Genomic DNA, 19528 nt, shown 5'->3' with positions numbered 1-19528 from the left:
TTCAAAAAGGTTGATTTCAAGCTGAAGATGCACTAACTATATTTTTTTCGTTTTCGTGTCAACCTCATTTTTAACCTCAATCCAAAGATCATGCAAATTATACAAGATATCGAAACCATAAAGGAACCGTTTAAATCCGCAGTCATCACCATCGGTAATTTCGACGGAGTTCACATCGGCCACCAAGCCCTTTTTCACGAAGTCATCGAACGGGCCGAGGCTATGGACGGAACGGCCATCGCAATGACCTTCGACCCCCACCCCATCCGGGTCATCAAACGCAACGGGAATCCGCCCCTGATCACCCTGTACGAACAAAAAGCTGAACTGATTGAAAAGGCCGGCATCGACGTGCTGATCTGCATCCCCTTCACCATGGATTTCGCGGCCCTGTCGGCGCGCACCTTCGTCGAGGAAATCCTGGTCAAGCGCATCGGCATGAAGGCCATCGTCGTGGGCCAGGACTACACCTTCGGCAACCGGCGCGAAGGCAACGTGGAACTGTTGAAACAATACGCTGCCGAAATGGGCTTTGAAGTGATCGTAGCCGAATGGATTCAGTCCACCAACGCGGACAGCGATCGCATCAGCAGTACGGCCATTCGCGAACTGGTGATGGAAGGCGATATGGAAAAAGCCGGCAAAATGCTTGGCCGCAATTACCAGATCCGCGGCACCGTGGCCCGCGGCCGGGATCGGGGGGGCAAACTGCTGGGCATCCCCACCGCCAACATCAACCTTCAAGACGAGTTGTGTCCCAAGGCCGGGGTCTACGCCGTGATCGTAAACTACAACGGCCGGCGCTACCCGGGCGTGGCCAACATCGGCTACAGCCCCACGTTCGACGACAACGTGTTCACGGTGGAGGCCCATATCCTGGGCTTTAAAAAAGATATCTACGGCGAAAAAATCATGGTCAATTTCGTCCAGCGCCTCCGGGGCGAAATCAAGTTCTCCGGCATCGACGAACTGATCGAACAGATCGATCGGGACATTGCCAAGGCCAGGGAAATTCTGGCGCCGCATTTAAAAACCTGACCGCTCGCCAAGCCGCGAACTTTTTTATCCTTTGTACCTGACAGCCTGTGACGCTACCCGCAGCGCCCGCAAAAGCTGTCTTTCCCGTGATCCCCGAACCTGACGCGAACCGCTTGCCAACCGCCGACAACGGGAAGGCCTGCCTGCGGCGAGCCGGATTGCCTCGCTTTTTTTATTTGAAATTGACGGGTTGTGCGTTAAATTGGTATTTGTTCATAAACGATACCGCATAACAGAGGTTGCAAGTGACTGTATTAGACATTTTGACATATCCGGACAAGGTCCTGAAACAAAAGACCGCGCCTGTCGATAACATCGACGGGGCTCTGCAGGCCGTCTTCGACAACATGGCCACAACCATGTACCAGGCCCCCGGCGTTGGCCTGGCTGCCCCCCAGGTGGGCATCAGCCAGAGCTTTATCGTCTACGACATCGCCCCCAAAGAGGATGGCCATGACCTTCACGTACTGGTGAATCCCAGGATCGTTTCCAGCGAGGGAGAAATCCTCTCGGAAAACGAGGGCTGCCTGAGCGTGCCCGACTTCAGGGCCGACGTCAAAAGGGCCGAACGCATCCTGGTGGAAGGGGTGGACCGGGAAGGCAACCCGCTGCGATTCGAGGCCGACGGGCTTCTGGCCATTGTCATCCAGCACGAACTGGACCATCTGGACGGAACTCTTTTCATCGATCGCATCAGCGCCCTGAAACGGCAGATGTACAAACGCCGGGTCAAAAAGGAGATGAAGAGCCGGTGAATAATCCCTTGAAGATAGTGTACATGGGAACGCCGGATTTCGCCGTCCCGCCGCTGAGGGCCTTGCAGGAAAACGGCTTCCAGATGCTGGCAGTGGTTACCCAGCCTGACCGACCTAAAGGCCGCGGCCGCAAGCTCGCTCCGCCGCCGGTGAAAGAAACCGCGACGGCTTTCGGAATTCCGGTGATTCAGCCCGAAACCGTGCGCAGCGATGACTTCCACCAGTGCATGCGCCAACTGGCCCCGGACCTGTTCGTGGTGGTGGCTTTCGGACAGATTCTGCCACCTTCCCTGCTGGAAATTCCTGCCCTGGGCGCAGTCAACGTCCATGCGTCCCTGTTGCCCCGTCACCGTGGCGCCGCCCCCATCCAGTGGGCCATTATCGAGGGGGACGAGGAAACCGGCGTGACCACCATGATGATGGATAAAGGCATGGACACCGGCGAAATCCTGCTGATGGAAAAGACCCCCATCGCCGCCGAAGAAACCGCCGACGAGCTTCACGACCGCCTCAGCGAAATGGGCGCACCGCTGCTGCTCGAAACATTGAAACACCTTCAGGCCGGCGACCTGAATCCCATTGTCCAGGACCCCGCAAAGGCCACCTACGCCCCCATGCTGAAAAAAACGGACGGCGAAATCGACTGGTCCCAGCCGGCCGAACGCATCGCCCGCCGGATCCGGGGCATGACGCCCTGGCCGGGGGCCTATACCTTCAGCGACGGCATGCGCCTGAAAATCTTCAAGGCCCGCGTGCTTGAGCGAGACATCAGCGTTCCGCCGGGCACCATTCTGGAATGCATGCCCGGAGAACTGCGCGTCGCCACCGGCAAATCCGCCTTGGCTATCAGCGAAATCCAGGGCAAATCCGGCAAACGCCTGCCCATCGACGATTTTCTTTGCGGGTGCCGGCTGCCCGATGGGACGTGTCTGGGGTAACCGATAACGCCTTCGTTAAACGCCCGATATCTTCGTTACGCTTCATCCCTCGTCACTGCGGAGTACTTCCATGTACGCTGCCTACGGCACACGCGATTGCGTTATTCTCGGGACTCGCAAGCCTTGATCTCGAACGTTTAACGAAGGCGTTTGAAAAACGGAATGTTTTGATGTTGAAGCATTTATTTTGACTTTAGAACCAACTATTCAAAAGCATCAATGACTAAATCCCAACACCGCCCTGCCCCGCAGTCGGACCTACCCAACCGGCCCACTGCCGACGCCCGTGCAGCCGCCTTGGGTGTTCTCGAACGGCTGGACAGCCGGCCGGCCACCCTGGACAGCATTCTCGAAAACGAAGCGGCCATGATCGACGCATTGCCGCGCCGGGATCGGGCCCTGTTCAACCAGTTGGTATATGGGGTGCTGCGCTGGCGGCTGCGGCTGGATGCCGTCATCTCCGCCCATGCCAGTCGCCCCTTGAAGAAAATTGCACCGAACTTACGCAACATTCTGCGCCTGGGCCTTTTTCAAATCCGGTTTCTGGACCGCATCCCCGCCTCGGCGGCGGTGAACACCACCGTGGCGCTGGCCAAAACCCACCGGGCGTCCAAAGCCGCCGGATTCGTCAACGCCGTATTGCGCAGCGCCCTGCGGGAACCCGGCCGCGACGGTCTACCCGACGCAGATGCCGACCCGGTCGGCCACCTGTCCGTTTCGCAATCCATGCCGCGCTGGCTGGTCGCCCGTTGGATCGACCGCCTGGGACCGGACGAGGCCGCTTTGCTGTGCGAATCCGTCAACACCATCCCCCCCACCATTTTGCGCTGCAATGGCTTGAAAAACAATTTGGCCGAACTGATGGCAGCCCTGGAACCGGATGCCGAAAGGGTCGAACCCATAAAAGCGGTCCCCGGCGCCCTCCAGCTGATTCGGCCGCGCCGTGCCATCCACCGGATGCAGGCCTTTGCCGACGGACGCTTCTCGGTCCAGGACGGCGCCGCCCAGCTTATTTCCCTGCTACTCGACCCAAAGCCGGGCGAAACCGTACTGGACGCCTGCGCGGGTCTGGGCGGCAAAACCACCCACCTGGCCCAACTCATGGAAAACCAAGGCCACGTTGTGGCCCTGGACCACGTCCCCGCAAAGCTGGTCCGCCTGGAAAAAGAGGCCGGGCGGATGAGACTTGCCATCATCGAGACCCGGCGGACGGACCTGAACCGGCCGATCGATCCGTCCGATTTTCCCCGATTCGACCGCATCCTACTGGACGCACCCTGCTCGGGCCTGGGGGTGCTGCGCCGCAATCCCGACGCCAAATGGTCCTCTTTTAAGAAAGACATCGCCGGTTTCGCCCGGCGGCAGGTCCGCTTTCTTGAACACCTGGCCCCCTTGGTCAAAAAGCAGGGAACGCTGGTTTTTGCCGACTGCAGCATGGAGCCAGAAGAAAACGAATCGGTGGTGAAGCAATTTTTGAAAAAGCACCCGAATTTTGCTATAAGCGCTAATAAAGCGATTACAGAAAAAACCGTGCTTCCGTTTATGGGAGCGGACGGATTTTTTCGCACCGCTCCCCATACCCATCACATGGACGGTTTTTTTGCAGCACGACTCACGCGAATGTGCTGACAGGATGAAAGATCATGCCCGTTTTCGATTATCAGGCCCTGGATCCCAAAGGAAAAACCGTCACCGGCATCATCGACGCCGACGGTGCTGCGGCTGCGCGGCAAAAAATCCGCGACATGGGCAGTTTCCCGGTCAAGGTCAAGGAAGTCACCGAAGGCGAAACCAGTGAAAAGGCCCGTGGCCCTTCATTTTCCGGACTTTTCAGTCGCGTAACGCCGGCCCATGTCAGCCTGTGGACCCGGCAACTGGCCACCCTGACCGGTGCCGGTTTTCCGCTGGTCACCGCCCTGACCACGCTGGTCTCCCAGACCAAAACCCACGGATTCGCCAAAATCGCTGCCCGCGTTAAGGATTCCATCGTGGAGGGCAACAGCTTTGCCTCGGCCCTGACCCTCTACCCGAAAATCTTTTCCCAGATCTACATCAACATGGTGCGCGCCGGGGAAACGTCGGGGACCCTGGAGATCGTTCTCCAGCGTCTGGCCGATATCATGGAAAAACAGCAGGAACTCAAATCCCGAATCCAGACCGCCATGGCCTACCCTATCCTCATGACGGCCGTGGGCACCCTGGTGCTGTTTTTCCTGATGACCTTCGTGGTCCCCAACATCACCACCATTTTCGAAGACATGAACCAGGCCCTGCCGGCGCCGACCCGTTTTCTCATCGGGGCCAGCGACCTGTTTAAAAGCTACTGGTGGCTGCTGGTGATCTTGGCGGTGGCGGCCCTGGTTGCATTGAAGATGTTCAGGAAAACCGAACGCGGTCTGGCCACAACGGATCGCATGCTGCTGTCTACGCCCGTCGTCGGTTCGATGGTCAAGAAAATCGCGGTGGCCCGTTTCGCCCGTACCCTCGGATCGCTGCTCGAAAACGGCGTGACCATGCTGCCGGCCCTGGAGATCGTAAAAAACATCACCGGCAACGTGATCATCTCCGGTCTCATCGAAAGGGCCTCCGATGAAGTGGAAAAGGGCCAGGGACTGGGGGTTTCCTTGGCCGCCGATGCGGTCTTTCCCGATCTGGCTGTACAGATGGTACAGGTGGGCGAGCAGTCCGGTGAACTGGAGCCCATGCTATACAAAATTGCCGACGTCTACGAGAACGACGTCCAGGCATCCATCATGAGCATGATGGCCATGCTGGAGCCGGTCATGATCCTTGTCATGGCCGTTGTGGTGCTGTTTATCGTTCTTTCCATCTGCCTGCCCATTTTCGAAATGAATCAACTGGTGGGATAGAGGGTTTGGAGTTGATCGTTTTGGGTTCAGCGTACGGTCTTTTAACCTTTCAGCTTTCAGCCTTGAATTTTGACCTTTGATCTTTTTTTATTACCACTTGGTAATTTTCCCGTTGCTTGAATGTTGGGGCCGGTTGGGTTATATCCAAAGAAACAAGCTAAATCGTTTTCCCTGCCGTGGGATACGGCCTTTTATGGGATCCATGGAGGAAACATGAATCTTATCAGCAACACTGCCGTGGGCAATCGCCGCGGGTTCACCCTGATCGAACTGATGGTGGTCATTGTCATTCTCGGCATCCTGGCCGGCCTGATCGTTCCCCGCATCATGAGCCGACCGGAACAGGCCAAGCGCCTCAAAGCCAGAATGCAGATCGAAAGCATTGCCACGGCCCTGAAGCTTTACAAGCTGGACAACGGCAGCTACCCCACCACCGAACAGGGGCTGCAGGCCCTGGTGGAACAGCCCTCCTCCGGCACAGTCCCCAAGAACTGGCGCAAAGGCGGCTACCTGGAAAAGGGCAGAGTACCCAAGGACCCCTGGGACAACGATTTCATCTACCTCTGCCCGGGCATCCACGACGATTTCGACCTGATCTCCTACGGCGCCGACGGCTCGTCCGGCGGCGAAGAAAAGAACGCCGACATCAACAGTTGGGAAACCGATTCATAGGGTCGATGTTTGGTCCGGACATGATCCGGACCACCCCATCCACGTCATGAAACCGATCCAAGCCGCAAAATCGTCCGCCTTGCGTGCACCTTTTCCTGCAATCGGGAGGAAAAGCACTCTTTTTACCATAGCGTTCAAGATAATGCTTCTGACAAGGCCAGAGGGAGGACGCTGTATAGGCAATACTGCGACAACCGATAACGCAGCCCGAAAGCATTATCTTAAATGCTTTGACGAGCGGGCGTTCACCCTGATCGAAATGGTCGTCGTCACCGCCCTGATCGCCATTATGCTCATGGTGGCGATCCCCCGCCTGAGCGGCGGTTTGCTTTCCGACGGCAGCGGCGAAACCTCCCGCTGGATCATCGCCACCGTCAGCCAACTCAAGGAAAAGGCCGTAACCGAGCAAAAAACCTATCTGCTCAACGTCTCCCCGGACATCCAGCGTTTCTGGATCACCGTGGACGGCATGGCGGAGACAGATGCAAGCAGCGCGCGTGACGAGGGCTATCGGCTCCCCAAAGGAATCCGCATCGACCACGTGGCCTTTTCCTCCGATGAACGGATTTCCAGCGGATCGATTCCCATCGGCTTCTATCCCCAGGGATACTCGGACAAAGCGGTCATCCGCCTGAGAACCAATGACGGCGACCGCCTCTCTTTTTTCATCGAGCCCTTTTTGGCCGGCGCCGAACTGGTCAAAGGAAGCCAGGGATGGTAGCCATGCCATTTTCCGGCCGCGATGCTCGCATTTCAGCTCCGCCTTCGACCGACCATTCGAGTGCCGGTTTCACGCTGATGGAGGTAGTGGTGGCCCTGTCGGTGGTGGCCATTGCGCTTTTGGCCATCTACCGCATGCACACCCAAACCCTTTTCATGGACGAAAGGGGACGTTTCGACAGCGTGGCGGTCATGCTGGCCCGCCAGAAGCTGGCGGAGATGGAGACCATCGACCCGACCGAGCTGATTGGCAACAGCGGCGATTTCGGCAGTGACCATCCGGGCTATACCTGGAAAATTGAAACCGAAGAAGTCGTTTCCGACCTGATCCGGGATGACGGGCCGGTTCTCCGGAAAATCCGGCTGACCATCGGCTTGAACGATGACGAATCTATTTTTCAGATGACCACCTATAGGCACCTGTATGAATAGTCAATTTACGAAGTCGCCTGAAAATCTGCTTTTTCCGAGACCATCATGGTTTGGCAAACCGGCAGGCGGCAAGTCGACCCAAGGCTTCACCCTGCTGGAGATCATGGTGGCCATATTCATCTTCGCAGTGGTGATCACCACCGTATTCGGCTCTTTCAGGGCCGTCTTTTCCAGCGCCGACGCCGTTGGCGGCGATGTGAAGACGTTCGCGACGGCCCGCACCTGCCTTGGGCGCATGGCCACGGACCTGGCGGCCCTGCAGGTCACCCAATATCCCCGATACGAAAAACCCGAATTCAACGACCCGCCGGACCCCTACCGCCTGGTTGGCGATGCCATCGACCTTTCCGGCACCCAGTTCGGGCGGCTGCGGTTCGCCTCCTTGGCCCACCTTGCCTTAAACCGTGACCCGCGCAAGGGGGTGTGCCGAATCGTTTACTATGTGCATCCCAAGGATGACGACACCCTGGTGCTGCGACGCGCCGACCACCTTTACCCGTTTCCCGATTTCGAGGAGAGCGAGGACGACCCCATTTTATGCGACAATATCCTGGCCCTTGAATTCGGTTATCTGGATGCCGACGGCGAAATAAACGATAGCTGGGATTCGGAAGCGGCCGACGCCGACTATGCCACCCCGCGTGCCGTCGAAGTACGCCTGACGGTCGGAACGCAGGACCGGTCGCGGACATTTACTACAAGGATTGCGCTGTATGCCTTTCGCGAAACCAAGGAATGACGACTTCGTAAGAAGTCCGATATCGGCGAGCCGCTTCATCCCTCGTCAGTGCGGAGTACGTTCAGGTACGCCTCCGTCCTCGGGACTCGCAAACCTTGATCTCGGCTTTATTACGAAGTCGTCTGAAAAGCCACCTTCCATGGAACCGTCGAACAATGACGCCCGCAGGGCGACCGTATTGGGCAATGCCGACGGCGTGGCCATTCTGGTCGCCATCGGGGTGGTGGCCGTATTGCTCACCGCCGGCCTGGCGCTGAACCAGCGCATCCGGGGCTCGGTTGTCGAAGCCGCCATGGCCCGGGATGCTTTGGTCCTTTCCGAAATGGCTGCGTCCGGCATCCACGCCGCCGAGGTGATGTTGATCAACGACCGCAGGGAAAACCAGACCGACACGCTCCAGGAAGACTGGGCCGATCCCGAGAAGGTGGCTGAATGGATGGCCTTGATTCCCTTCGAGGAAGGAACGGTGGAAGTCGCAATCGCCGACGAACGGGGCAAAATCCAGGTCAACGCCCTGGTCAAATTCCCCGAAGGTCGGCAGTTCATAGCTTCCCAGCGATCCCTTTGGGAAAGGCTGCTGAATCGACTCTTTTCCATGTTTGAAGATGCGCCGGACACCGATTCCAACAAGATCATCAATTCGCTGAAAGACTGGATGGACAAGGGCGATGACGATGCCATCACCGGTTTGAGCGGCGCCGAATCGGATTATTACGAGGGCCTGGACCCGCCCTATAGCTGTAAAAACGGCCCCGTGGATCACCTGGGCGAAGTGGCCCTGGTTCAAGGGGTGACGCCGGAGCTGTTTTACGGGGCCGGCGGCGTTGCGGGTCTTTCATCGCTATTGACCGTCCATGGGGTATCGGAGTCCACCGACGGGCAATTCACCTACGACGGCAAAATCAATATTTCGACGGCCGATGTGGCAGTATTGGGCGCCCTGCTGCCCGAGGAGAGCGACGATTTGGCCGAAGCCCTGGCCGATTTCCGGACGGCCAAGTCCGACGAGACTTACACCAACAATATTACCGGCAAAACCTGGTACAAAAACGTGCCCGGCGCCGGCGGCGTCACCATTGATTCCGACCTGATCACCGTCTCCAGCGATCTGTTTCGGATCTCCTCCACGGCCAAACGCAACAACAGGAGCCTTACGGTCGAGGCGGTAGTCCATCGGGAAAAAGATTCGGATACCGGCAAATGGATATGTAAAACCTTGATTTGGCAGGCAGAATGAGATATATTTTTGGTTTGACGAACGCGAACCTCCAACTGAATGAGCAGCGATGAGCCGCAAAATCCTCGGTCTCGACATTCGGGAACAATCCATCGCAGCCGTGCTGCTGGACAGCGGTTTCAAAGGCAGCCAGGTGCTCGGGCAGGCGTTTTTTCCAATTCCGGAGAGCGAGGATGCGGAAAATCAGGGCTTGGACCAGGTGATCCAGGCTGTTGTCGAGAAGCTGAAGCCTGCCGGCGCCGCCTGTGTACTGGGAATTCCGGCTACGTTCGTCTCTTTTCGCAACCTCTCCCTTCCATTCCATGATCTCAAGAAGATCCGGCAGATTCTGCCCTTCGAGTTGGAACCCAGCCTGCCGCTGCCGGTGGAAGAACTGGTCTTCGACTTTGAAGCCGTCAAAAGGGACGGCCACCAGGACCTTCTGGCGTTCGCCGCCCGCAGGGACCGAATTCAGTTTTACCTGGACGCCCTGACGGCGGCAAACCTGAATCCGGTGGGTATCATGCCCGGCGGGTACGCCGCGGCGCGGTTTATCTCGACGATGGCCTCGGGCAGCGACGATTTTCTGCTCATCGACACCGGGGAAAACAATCATTCGGTCTACGCCGTCTGCTCGGGCAGCGTGCGCATGGTACGGTCCCTCCCGGTAGCCTTCGGCGGCAATCCGGTCCTTCACAACCTGGAGACCCGTCTCCGGCAGACCTTTACCGCCGCAGGAGAAAGCCTGGGGATCGGGATCGACCCGTCCGCGGTCTTTGCCACGGGTCCCCAGAACGAACTGCTTACCGGCGTCAACGGCGCCATCACCCTCCTGGGCCTGCCGGTCAAGTCCATCGAGGGCATTCGCTCCTTTCCAAAGTTGAAGGGTGTCATGGACACCCCGGTTTGGGAGACCGGCTGCCTGGACATTGCCCTGGCCCTGGCGCTTATGGAGACCGAGGCGGTCAGCGGCGTCAACTTCTCCACCCGTCGCTCGACCTTCCAGCACTACTGGAGCGAATATCGCAGCAGCATAATCTTTACCGCCGTGCTGGTTGTCCTGACCCTGGCCATTGTCCTGGCCGGCCAGTTTTTCGAAGTCCGGAACAAGCAGCGGCGGCTGGACGAACTGGACCGCAAGATCGAGACAGTATTTAAGGAGACATTTCCCGAAGTCACCCGCGTCCAGGCTCCTTTGCAGCAGATGCAGCTCAAGATCAAAGATGCCAAGGAAAACGGCGCCGGTTCGGATATGTTCGGCACCCGAGTGCTGGTGATCGACCTGCTCGACACCCTGAGCCGCCGGATACCCGAATCGGCCGAGTTAAAAATCAGCCGCCTGGTGGTGGGAACAGATAATGCGGTGTTGTCGGGCAACACCGACACGTTCAATACGGTAGACGAAATCAAGAGCCGCCTGGAAGAAGCGGAAATTTTCAAACAGGTGACCATCAGTTCCGCCGACCTCGACAAATCGGGGAAAGGGGTGCGCTTCAAACTGAAAATGGATTATTGACCTCCCATGGCCATCAATCTCAATAAACGGGAAAAACTCAGCGTAATTGCGGCGTCAGCAGCCCTTCTTATCTTTGTACTGCTTCAATTCCTGGTTTTTCCCCTGCTGGATAAAAACGACCGGCTGTCCAGCAAACTGATCTCACGACAGCAGGAATTGGAACAAATTCGGCTGCTGCAGGCAGAATTTCGCCAAACGTCCCAGAAGGCGGAAGAGGTCCAGCGTTTCATCAATCGCCGCAAACGCGGATTCACCCTGTTCTCATTTCTTGAAACCCTGGCTGGCAAGACCAATGTGAAAAACAATATCGCCTATATGCGGCCGACCAGCACCGCCGGTAAGGACAGCCCCTACCGGCTGTCTCTGGTCGAAATGAAACTGTCCGATATCACCACCTCGCAGCTCATGGCGTACCTGCATGGAATCGAGGCCTCGAATAACATGATTTTCGTCAAACGGCTCTCCATTTCCAAGGAAGAGCGCAAGGCCGACCTCATCACTACGGTGTTTCAGGTCGAGACATTGGAGAAGTAAGAACCCGCATGGTTTCCGCAAAGACCATCTTCGCCTATATCCTGTATGCCCTTCTGGCGACGGCTTTTTTCATGGTCCTTCTGTTTCCCGGCCAGGCGGTGACCGCCTACATGAATCGCCGCTTGGCCGCTATTGATCCGCTATTGTCCATGGAGGCTGCATCGGTGCGGCCGGCCTTGCCGCCGGGTATCAAGATGACCGGGGTCGATGTTCGTCACGACCGCCTGCACCTGGCTCACTGCGAAAACGCCCGTATGTCCACGGAGCTGGGCTCCATTTTTAAAGCGGAGAAACGGATTCGTTTCCAGGCCCGACTGGCGGACGGGGAAATCGACGGCCGGGCTGTCTTGGGCGCCAACGGCCCGGTTGAAATTTCACGGGCCGAGGCGGACCTGGACCGCATCCGCCTGGACCGGTTGGATGCCGTGAAAGCCATTGACCGCTTCGGCCTGTCCGGGGTGCTAAAAGGGCATCTGACCCACGACAGCGGTGGGACCCCGGCGGCGGTGACCAACGGGAAACTGACTGTCGATGGTCTGCGGATTTCACTGAAAAAACCGTTTTACGGCATCTCCGAGATAGTCGTGGTTCAGGCCGATACGGAGTTTTCCATCAAGGGGGAAAACCTGCGCATCAAAGCGCTCACCTTCGGCGGTCCCATGGTCGAAGGCAAGATCGACGGCAGCATTCAACTGCGCACTCCCTTTGGCAAAAGCCGCCTGAATCTGAGCGGGAACGCCAAACCCCAACCGGAGCTGTTCGCCCGCTTGCAGGAGATCATCCCCGAAGGGTTCGTCAACCCACGCACCCTGGGAACCCGTGGTCTGTCTTTCCGGCTGCGCGGCTCGGTGGACGACCCCAAGGTTTCAACGAGGTAGGCCATGATACCCAAAATCGTTTTCATCCTGATCAACCTGGCCTGCATCACCCTGTCCAGCTACATGGTCGTTGACGGCGTTTACGGCAACTTGGCCGGGCGTCTGTCCGCCACGCCCCAACGCATCGTTCAAAAGGCCTACAGCGTTGACGACACCGACGTCTCACGGCGCCCCTTGTCCGCTTATAAAAACGTCGTGGAACGCGATCTTTTCGACACCCGTGCCGACGCCGCCCCGGCAGCCCGAAAAGTGGATACGTCCACGCTGGAAGAAACCAAGCTGAACCTGAAACTGTGGGGAACGGTTATCGGCGGCGACGACGGAGAATATGCGGTCATCGAAGACGTCAAATCCCGCGAACAAAACCTGTACCGCGTTGGGGACGCCGTCCAGACGGCCACCGTCAAGGGCATCTTCCGTGAAAAAGTGGTTCTATCCGTCAACGGACAGGACGAGATTCTTCAGATGGAAGAGTTCGAATCCGGCAAGCGAACCTTCAAACCCGGCGGACTGCCTGCCCGCGGGCCGGTCGCAGGCACGGGAGCTACGCGCGCCCAGCGCATCTCCCTGAGACGATCTTATCTCGAACAGTCCATGCAGGACATGGCCTCGCTCATGACCCAGGTGAAGATTCAGCCGCACATGGAAGACGGAGTGCCGGCAGGTCTGGCCCTTTCCAGCATCAAGCCCAATTCCATCTTCAGGAGAATGGGCCTGAGAAATGGCGACGTCATCGTAGGCGTGGACGGAAGCGAAATCTCGACCGTGGACGACGCCCTGAAAATGGTGGACAGCCTCAAGTCTTCATCCAACCTTTCCCTGCAGCTCAAGCGCAGAGGGCGGGAGAAAAATATCGAATATCGAATCAGATAGCCGAAAGGCCGTCTTGGCTCCGGCATCGGCCAAAAACGGGAAAAGAGAATATGGCGATGGAACATACAAGGGTTGCTTACACAAAACGCATATTGGCAGGACTGATCGCGGCGCTGGTGCTTTTTTCGATAACCACCGGCGCCGCTGCCCAGGAAAAGGCGGCCGGCAGTGCATCGGCCAACGGGTCGCAGCGATTCGTCTCCATCGATTTCAACAATGTCGACATCAGCGTTTTCATCAAGTTCATCAGCGAATTGACCAATAAGAACTTCGTCATCGACCAGCGGGTCAAGGGCAAAGTGACCATCATCTCGCCGTCGAAAATCTCAGTGGCCGAAGCCTACAAGGTGTTCGAATCGGTTCTCGACGTTCACGGGTTCGCCACCGTGGAGGCGGGGAAAGTGATTAAAATCATCCCCTCGCCCGATGCCCGCACGAAAAATATCGAGACCCTCACCAAAGCCCGGGGGGACTCCGATGACGACCAGGTGGTCACCCAGTTGATGCCCCTGCGCTACGCAGATCCGGACGAAGTCAAGCGGCTGTTCACGCCCATGGTTTCCAAAAGCAGCGTGATCCTGTCCTACACACCGACCAATACCCTGATCGTCACCGACCGGTATTCAAACATCGCCCGTTTGATGAAAATTCTCAAAACCATCGATATTCCCGGGGTGGGCCGCGAGATCACGGTGTTTCCCATCCAAAACGCCGATGCATCCAATTTGGTGTCTCTGCTGGATACCGTCTTCAAAACGACCAATTCCACCGCCAAGAAGGGTAAAAGCGTATCGACAGACCGTTCGGCTGCCTTCGTAGCCGACGAACGTACCAACACCATCATCATGGTGGCCAGTGAAGATGCCACCGACCGGATCCGCGGCCTGATTGAAATCCTCGACCAGGAAACTCCCAAGGGCAAGGAGAAGATCCACGTCTACTACCTCGAATACGCGGCCGCCGAAGAACTGGTCGCCGTGCTGAAAGACCTTCCAAAAGAAGAAAAAACTCAAAAGGCCGGCGCCAAGGAGGCGCCCGTGGTTTCCAGCGATGTGACCATTACAGCAGACAAAGCCACCAACAGCGTGATCATCACCGCCGACCGGGACGACTACGCAACCCTGGTGGAGATCATCCGCCAGATCGACATCCCCCGCGCCATGGTCTATATCGAAGCGTTGATTATGGAGGTCAACGCGGAAAAAAGCTTCGATTTGGGCACCGAATGGATCGTGGGCGATGATGTTAAATTAAACAACGACCGCCAAGGCATTGCCGCCGGCGGTTTCATTTCCGAGGATTCGGCCATTTCGATCGGAACGGATGGTGACATCGTTCCGGCCCTGGCCTCCGGTTTCTCCATGGGCCTTTTCGGCGAGGCCGTCGAAATTGCAGGCATCAGCTTCCCCAGCATCGCCGCCATCGTCCAGGCCTACAAAAAGGACAAGGATGTCAATATTCTTTCCACCCCCCAATTGCTCACCACCGACAACCAGGAAGCCAGCATCACTGTCGGCAAAAATATTCCCTATCAGACAACTACGTCCACGACGGACAACGACACTTACAATTCCTACGAATACCGGGATGTGGGCAAGACCCTGAAAATCACGCCCCAGATCAACAAGGACCGCATGGTTCGGCTGAATATCTCCCTGGAAGTGTCCTCCCTGGAGAGCACCACGGATTTTCGGCCCACGACGCTCAAACGCACCGTGGAGACCACGGTGATGGTCAAGAACAGCAATACCGTTGTTATCGGCGGGTTGATCGACGATACGTTCTCGCAAACCGAATATAAGGTCCCCTGCCTGGGAGATGTTCCCGGATTAGGCTGGCTTTTCAAAACGCGTTCCAAGGGCAACGAGAAATCCAACCTGTACATTTTTATCACCCCCAAGGTACTCCAGAATCCGTCTGAAGCTGCCTCCGTTTCGCAAATTAAGAAGGATGAAATCGACAAGAAAATGGAGACCCAGATCAAGCTGTATCGTGGGGGAGGTGAAAACGAAGACGCGTCGGCACCGGAAAGCGAGGCGACGGGCGAGTATATCATCCATGACTAAATCGCTGGAAGAGCTGTTAAAAACCAAATTCGGCGTCTCCGAGGAAGATTTCGCTGAAGCCGCCAGGATCCACGGCGAAAAGGAAGGCGGCAGCCTTTCCGAAGTGCTGTTGCGCCGCAAGGTCGTCACCGAGACCCAGTTGCTGGATGCCCTGGGCGAGCAGTACAATCTTCCCTTCTGGCCCGAACTGCCTTTGGAGAACTTCGGGGAAGACCGCACCCGCAAGGCGCCCATCAGTTTTCTCAAGCGGCATGCCATGGTGCCGCTGGTGCTTAAAAACGCCCCGACCGACGGCGGTCCCGGCCTGCCCGAAGACATGGTCAACATCATCGCCGTCAACGATCCGGCGGCCTTTCAGCCCCTGGACGACCTGGCCCGCATGATCGGCTTTTCGGCCTACAACCTGGTACTGTCCACCAAAAGCGCCATTTTTGCCGCCATCAACCTGCTGTTCGACATGAGTCAGGGAACCGCCGAACAGCTGGTCCAGCACATGGAGGAGGACGGCAGCACGATCATCAGCGAAATCGAGGACACCGCCGACCTGCTGGAGGATACCAGCGACGCGCCCATCATCAAGCTGGTGAACCACATCATTTCCCAGTCCATAAAAGCGCGGGCCAGCGACATCCACATCGAACCCTATCAGGACAGCTTCAAGGTGCGCTACCGGGTTGACGGCATCCTCTACGATCTGCTCAGTCCCCCAAAATGGATCCAGCCGGCGCTGATTTCACGCATCAAGGTCATGGCCAAACTCAATATCGCCGAAAAGCGTCTGCCCCAGGACGGGCGGCTGGAGGTCAAAATCGGCAGCCAGAACGTGGATGTGCGCGTATCCACCCTGCCCACCACCTTTGGTGAACGGGTGGTCATGCGCCTGTTGAACAAATCGGAAGAGGTCCTGAACCTCAAGGAGCTGGGCCTGTCGGGCGATGATCTCAAACTGGTCAACAATCTGGTCACCCAGCCCAACGGGATCATTCTGGTGACCGGTCCCACGGGCAGCGGTAAAACCACCTCCCTCTACTCCGTGCTGGCCTCCATCATCAAACCGGACATCAACATCATCACCATCGAGGACCCGGTGGAGTATCAGCTCAAGGGCATCAGCCAGATTCAGGTAAACCCGAAAATCGACCTCACCTTTGCCCGGGGGCTGCGCTCCATCGTGCGCCAGGACCCGGACGTGATCCTGATCGGCGAGATCCGGGACGGAGAAACCGCTTCCATTGCCGTTCAGTCGGCCCTGACCGGCCATCTGGTTTTCTCTACTTTGCACACCAACGATTCGGCCAGCGCTATCACGCGTCTGGTGGACATCGGCGTCGAGCCCTTTCTCATCTCCTCCTCCGTGCTGGCGGTCATCGCCCAGCGCCTGGTGCGGGTCCTGTGCGACCACTGTAAAGAGGCATACACGCCGGGCGTGATTCTCGAAAGTATCGGCATCAATCGCGAACAGTTGGAAAACCACACCATCTACCAGGCCAAAGGCTGCGAGAAATGCTTTAACACCGGCTATCGAGGCCGCATCGGCATTTTCGAGATCATGCATCTGAGCGAAGGATTGAAGAACCTGATCCTCAAAACCTATGACGCGATCCAGATCAAGCACTACGCGCTGCAATACAAGATGAGAACCCTGCGCCAGAGCGGAATCGAGAAAGTACTGGCCGGTAAGACCACGATCGAGGAGGTGCTGAGGGTAACCCAACAATGAGAACTATCGGTCTCCAGAGGATACTTTTGGACGGCGTTATCGGTCGTCGCGGTATGTCTAAATACAGCTTCCTCCCTCTGGCCTTGCCAAATGCATCCTCCGAAAACCTTCAGGACGACCAAGAAAATTGTGTGATAGAATGAAACGATTGATGAATGATGGCGGCCTTATCATTCTATTCTTGATCTTTATGGTAGGTGTTGCCCGGGCAGACTCAACTAGGCAGGAACAGGCGGAACAAACGGCGGCCTCGTCAATCCTGACCGGCCCTATTCATTTCTATCAAGAATACCTGTCCGGCGCCGACGGTCATCGCTGCCCCATGACCCCCTCCTGTTCCGGTTATGCCGTCCAGGCCATTCGGCGTCACGGCGCCTTTTTGGGGTGGATCATGACCTGCGACCGCCTGATGCGCTGCGGCCGTGACGAATTGAAGCTCAGCCCCTCCGTAATCACCCGCCAGGGCATCCGTTGCCAGGACCCCCTTGACAACAACGATTTCTGGCTGCGCTGATCTTCCATGGAAAACGCCATGCGATTTCACCGGCCGATTTTCTTCCTTTTTGTTTTGGGAGTATTGCTGCCGACAGGTTTTGCCAACGCCGCCGACCCGCTGACCATCGATGCCGACAGCCAGTACCGCTTTGCACAATCCAGCCTGGATGCTGGCGCCTTCGATGAAGCCATCGCCGAATTCAATCGCTTTATCCATTTTTTCCCCGACGACCCCAGGATCCCCCGTGCCCGGTTTCAAACGGGGATAGCGCACTACCGTGCCGGCCGCTACCCTGCGGCTGCGGCCGTCTTCGACCGTCAAACCCGTAATTATGAAGGGCTGCCCCTGCAAAACGAGGCCTATTTCATGCTCAGCCGCAGCCATGCGGATCAGGGAAGGATCGAACAGGCCATACTGGATCTGCACAACCTGACGGCTGTCGCCGCTGACGTCGATGTCATCGACCGGGCCCGCTACGAACAGGGCTGGCTGCACGTACAGCAAGGGCAGTGGCAACAGGCCGACCGGGCCTTCGATGCGATCACATCCGCCAACCGGAATGGCTACCGGATCGCCGACCTGCGGCAGTCTCTGGCCGCGCACGACGCGATCCCGACCAAAAGCCCCACCCTCGCTGGCACTCTTTCCATCGTACCCGGCGGCGGTCAGCTTTATTGCAACCGGTATCGGGATGCGCTGACCGCTTTTCTGGTCAACGCCGGACTGATTCTGGCCGCCTGGGAGGCCTTCGACAACGATCTGCCCGCCCTTGGCGGTGTGATCACCTTTGTCGAGTTCGGTTTTTACGCCGGAAACATCTATGGTGCCGTGTCCAGCGCCCACAAATTCAACCGCGACCGCGTGGACGCATTCAAAAGCCACCTCAACGGAAACAGACCCATGCCCCTGTCCCTGGCACCGGCACCGGGGGGAGCGGCCCTGCTTCTGAGCTTCGATTTTTAGGCCGATGATGCCCCCGGTTTCCTCCATCCGTCCCGTGCTGAGAAAGGTACTGCGTGTTGGGCTTCTGATCGCCCTTTTCATGGCCATGGCCGCCGCGGGCGCCTACCTTGCCCTGACCCTGATCGTCAAGGGCGAAGAACCGGTCGTGGTTCCCGACCTGGTGGGCAAGGATGTTCTCTACAGTCTGGAAATTCTTTCCGATCTGGGCCTCAATACCCGGGTTCGGGGCACGGTCTATCACGAGCAGGTACCCAAAAACCATGTGATCGACCAGGATCCGGAGCCCGGCGCCTCCATCAAACGAGGCCGGGATGTGAAGATCCGGGTCTCCCGCGGTCCGGAACGGATTGTCATGCCCAACCTCACCGGTCTTTCCCTGCAGCAGAGCCGGATCCTGCTGACCGAGAACGGACTGTGCAAGGGCAGCCTGGCAACTATGGCCAGTTCACGACAAAATAAAGGCCAGGTCGTGGCCCAGCACCCGCCGGCCGGGGCCACGACCTCCCGGGATGGTTGCGCGGATCTGCTGATCAGCGGCGGCCCACGATCTTTTTCGTTCCCCATGCCGGACCTTTCCGGTCAGCCCCTTGAGAAAACCTTGCGCCGGTTGGATGCCCTTCGAGTGACAGTGGGCAGCATACAGTTCTCTTTCAGACCCGGATCACCTCTAGAAACCGTTCTTGAGCAGACCCCTCCGTCCGGATATCGGGTCGCTGCTGGAAGCCAGGTGGATCTGACGGTCAATCGCAGCCAGGTCGCTTGGCCCGACAGCGACAGGGAGCCCTCTGATGCGATGAAACTGTTCCGCTACACCCTGGAAAACGGTTTCTTGAACAAAAGGGTAACGGTAATGGTCGGAAAGTCACAGGGGCCAATGCGCCTATTCGACGATTTTGTGTCGCCAGGCCAAGAAATCTGGCTTTTGATTCCAAAAAGTGATACCTCGTCGGTGCGAGTTTATGTGGATGGCCAGTTGATGAAAAGCACATATCAAAAGTTTGCAACCTTGAATTGGCAATAGCATGCCAGCAAAGCGGTCCAGCCGCGAATAAACATTAAGATCACGACGTAAAGCTGCTCTGATGCAAGACTGAAACAAGGA

General features: G+C 57.4%; 19 protein-coding genes. All 19 read left to right on the top strand.

All coding sequences use genetic code 11. The annotated features are described in order from the left end of the window. Window positions 1-90 precede the first annotated feature (90 nt). The 19 genes from GN111_RS01225 (at window position 91) to GN111_RS01135 (ending at window position 19447) form a co-directional block, all read left to right on the top strand. Window positions 91-1038 carry a bifunctional riboflavin kinase/FAD synthetase gene (locus GN111_RS01225; RefSeq protein ID WP_155302003.1) on the top strand — a complete coding sequence of 316 codons (948 nt, stop codon included), beginning with the start codon at window positions 91-93 and terminating at the stop codon, window positions 1036-1038. A 245-nt stretch (window positions 1039-1283) separates the two neighbouring features. Next, window positions 1284-1793, top strand: a complete 510-nt coding sequence (def, locus tag GN111_RS01220; RefSeq protein WP_155302002.1) for a peptide deformylase — start codon at window positions 1284-1286, stop codon at window positions 1791-1793. Further along, on the top strand, window positions 1790-2731 hold the full coding sequence (fmt, locus tag GN111_RS01215; RefSeq protein ID WP_231715640.1) for a methionyl-tRNA formyltransferase: 942 nt from the start codon (window positions 1790-1792) through the stop codon (window positions 2729-2731). The genes def and fmt overlap by 4 nt, the downstream gene beginning before the upstream one ends. Before the next feature lie 219 nt (window positions 2732-2950). Continuing rightward, window positions 2951-4360: a 16S rRNA (cytosine(967)-C(5))-methyltransferase RsmB gene (rsmB, locus tag GN111_RS01210; protein WP_155302001.1), complete on the top strand. Its 1410-nt coding sequence runs from the start codon at window positions 2951-2953 to the stop codon at window positions 4358-4360. Between the two features lie 14 nt (window positions 4361-4374). Further along, window positions 4375-5601 carry a type II secretion system inner membrane protein GspF gene (gspF, locus tag GN111_RS01205; protein ID WP_155302000.1) on the top strand — a complete coding sequence of 409 codons (1227 nt, stop codon included), beginning with the start codon at window positions 4375-4377 and terminating at the stop codon, window positions 5599-5601. Window positions 5602-5814: 213 nt separating this feature from the next. After that, a complete protein-coding gene (gspG, locus tag GN111_RS01200) occupies window positions 5815-6273 on the top strand; it encodes a type II secretion system major pseudopilin GspG (RefSeq protein ID WP_155301999.1) in 459 nt (152 codons plus the stop codon). Between the two features lie 142 nt (window positions 6274-6415). After that, window positions 6416-6994: a pilus assembly FimT family protein gene (locus GN111_RS01195; RefSeq protein WP_170302072.1), complete on the top strand. Its 579-nt coding sequence runs from the start codon at window positions 6416-6418 to the stop codon at window positions 6992-6994. Then, window positions 6988-7425, top strand: a complete 438-nt coding sequence (locus tag GN111_RS01190; RefSeq protein ID WP_155301997.1) for a prepilin-type N-terminal cleavage/methylation domain-containing protein — start codon at window positions 6988-6990, stop codon at window positions 7423-7425. Before GN111_RS01195 ends, GN111_RS01190 begins: the two co-directional genes overlap by 7 nt. Further along, the gene (locus tag GN111_RS01185; protein WP_155301996.1) at window positions 7418-8164 is read left to right on the top strand and encodes a type II secretion system protein GspJ; all 747 of its coding nucleotides are present in this window, start codon (window positions 7418-7420) and stop codon (window positions 8162-8164) included. Before GN111_RS01190 ends, GN111_RS01185 begins: the two co-directional genes overlap by 8 nt. Window positions 8165-8303: 139 nt before the next feature. Then, the gene (locus tag GN111_RS01180) at window positions 8304-9401 is read left to right on the top strand and encodes a type II secretion system minor pseudopilin (RefSeq protein WP_170302071.1); all 1098 of its coding nucleotides are present in this window, start codon (window positions 8304-8306) and stop codon (window positions 9399-9401) included. Window positions 9402-9450: 49 nt separating this feature from the next. Continuing rightward, window positions 9451-10896, top strand: coding sequence for a type II secretion system protein GspL (gene gspL, locus GN111_RS01175; protein ID WP_155301994.1), 1446 nt, complete (start codon window positions 9451-9453; stop codon window positions 10894-10896). A gap of 6 nt (window positions 10897-10902) precedes the next feature. Further along, entirely contained in the window at window positions 10903-11430 is a 528-nt protein-coding gene (locus tag GN111_RS01170) for a type II secretion system protein M (RefSeq protein WP_155301993.1), read from the top strand. Between the two features lie 8 nt (window positions 11431-11438). Then, window positions 11439-12308 (top strand): type II secretion system protein GspN, encoded by an 870-nt coding sequence (gspN, locus tag GN111_RS01165; protein WP_155301992.1) that lies wholly within the window; start codon window positions 11439-11441, stop codon window positions 12306-12308. A 3-nt stretch (window positions 12309-12311) separates the two neighbouring features. Continuing rightward, a complete protein-coding gene (gene gspC, locus GN111_RS01160; protein ID WP_155301991.1) occupies window positions 12312-13181 on the top strand; it encodes a type II secretion system protein GspC in 870 nt (289 codons plus the stop codon). A 56-nt stretch (window positions 13182-13237) separates the two neighbouring features. Further along, window positions 13238-15247: a type II secretion system secretin GspD gene (gene gspD / locus GN111_RS01155; protein ID WP_170302070.1), complete on the top strand. Its 2010-nt coding sequence runs from the start codon at window positions 13238-13240 to the stop codon at window positions 15245-15247. Then, complete coding sequence (gene gspE, locus GN111_RS01150; protein WP_155301989.1) at window positions 15240-16967, top strand: type II secretion system ATPase GspE; 1728 nt, start codon at window positions 15240-15242, stop codon at window positions 16965-16967. The genes gspD and gspE overlap by 8 nt, the downstream gene beginning before the upstream one ends. 139 nt (window positions 16968-17106) lie before the next feature. Continuing rightward, window positions 17107-17481, top strand: a complete 375-nt coding sequence (gene yidD, locus GN111_RS01145) for a membrane protein insertion efficiency factor YidD (RefSeq protein WP_231715639.1) — start codon at window positions 17107-17109, stop codon at window positions 17479-17481. Between the two features lie 18 nt (window positions 17482-17499). Further along, window positions 17500-18426 (top strand): tetratricopeptide repeat protein, encoded by a 927-nt coding sequence (locus GN111_RS01140; protein WP_170302069.1) that lies wholly within the window; start codon window positions 17500-17502, stop codon window positions 18424-18426. A 4-nt stretch (window positions 18427-18430) separates the two neighbouring features. Next, entirely contained in the window at window positions 18431-19447 is a 1017-nt protein-coding gene (locus GN111_RS01135; protein ID WP_155301987.1) for a PASTA domain-containing protein, read from the top strand. Window positions 19448-19528 lie beyond the last annotated feature (81 nt).

This window comes from Desulfosarcina widdelii, from assembly GCF_009688965.1.
Lineage (GTDB): Bacteria > Desulfobacterota > Desulfobacteria > Desulfobacterales > Desulfosarcinaceae > Desulfosarcina > Desulfosarcina widdelii.
Note: the sequence above shows the minus strand (reverse complement) of the source record. Positions and strands in the feature narration are given on the sequence as shown.

Coding starts and splice junctions, on each gene's coding strand:
- GN111_RS01225 (WP_155302003.1), top strand. CDS start 91: ATGCAAATTATACAAGATATCGAAACCATAAAGGAACCGTTTAAATCC.
- rsmB (WP_155302001.1), top strand. CDS start 2,951: ATGACTAAATCCCAACACCGCCCTGCCCCGCAGTCGGACCTACCCAAC.
- gspF (WP_155302000.1), top strand. CDS start 4,375: ATGCCCGTTTTCGATTATCAGGCCCTGGATCCCAAAGGAAAAACCGTC.
- gspG (WP_155301999.1), top strand. CDS start 5,815: ATGAATCTTATCAGCAACACTGCCGTGGGCAATCGCCGCGGGTTCACC.
- GN111_RS01195 (WP_170302072.1), top strand. CDS start 6,416: ATGCTTCTGACAAGGCCAGAGGGAGGACGCTGTATAGGCAATACTGCG.
- GN111_RS01190 (WP_155301997.1), top strand. CDS start 6,988: ATGGTAGCCATGCCATTTTCCGGCCGCGATGCTCGCATTTCAGCTCCG.
- GN111_RS01185 (WP_155301996.1), top strand. CDS start 7,418: ATGAATAGTCAATTTACGAAGTCGCCTGAAAATCTGCTTTTTCCGAGA.
- GN111_RS01180 (WP_170302071.1), top strand. CDS start 8,304: ATGGAACCGTCGAACAATGACGCCCGCAGGGCGACCGTATTGGGCAAT.
- gspL (WP_155301994.1), top strand. CDS start 9,451: ATGAGCCGCAAAATCCTCGGTCTCGACATTCGGGAACAATCCATCGCA.
- GN111_RS01170 (WP_155301993.1), top strand. CDS start 10,903: ATGGCCATCAATCTCAATAAACGGGAAAAACTCAGCGTAATTGCGGCG.
- gspN (WP_155301992.1), top strand. CDS start 11,439: ATGGTTTCCGCAAAGACCATCTTCGCCTATATCCTGTATGCCCTTCTG.
- gspC (WP_155301991.1), top strand. CDS start 12,312: ATGATACCCAAAATCGTTTTCATCCTGATCAACCTGGCCTGCATCACC.
- gspD (WP_170302070.1), top strand. CDS start 13,238: ATGGAACATACAAGGGTTGCTTACACAAAACGCATATTGGCAGGACTG.
- gspE (WP_155301989.1), top strand. CDS start 15,240: ATGACTAAATCGCTGGAAGAGCTGTTAAAAACCAAATTCGGCGTCTCC.
- yidD (WP_231715639.1), top strand. CDS start 17,107: ATGAAACGATTGATGAATGATGGCGGCCTTATCATTCTATTCTTGATC.
- GN111_RS01140 (WP_170302069.1), top strand. CDS start 17,500: ATGCGATTTCACCGGCCGATTTTCTTCCTTTTTGTTTTGGGAGTATTG.
- GN111_RS01135 (WP_155301987.1), top strand. CDS start 18,431: ATGATGCCCCCGGTTTCCTCCATCCGTCCCGTGCTGAGAAAGGTACTG.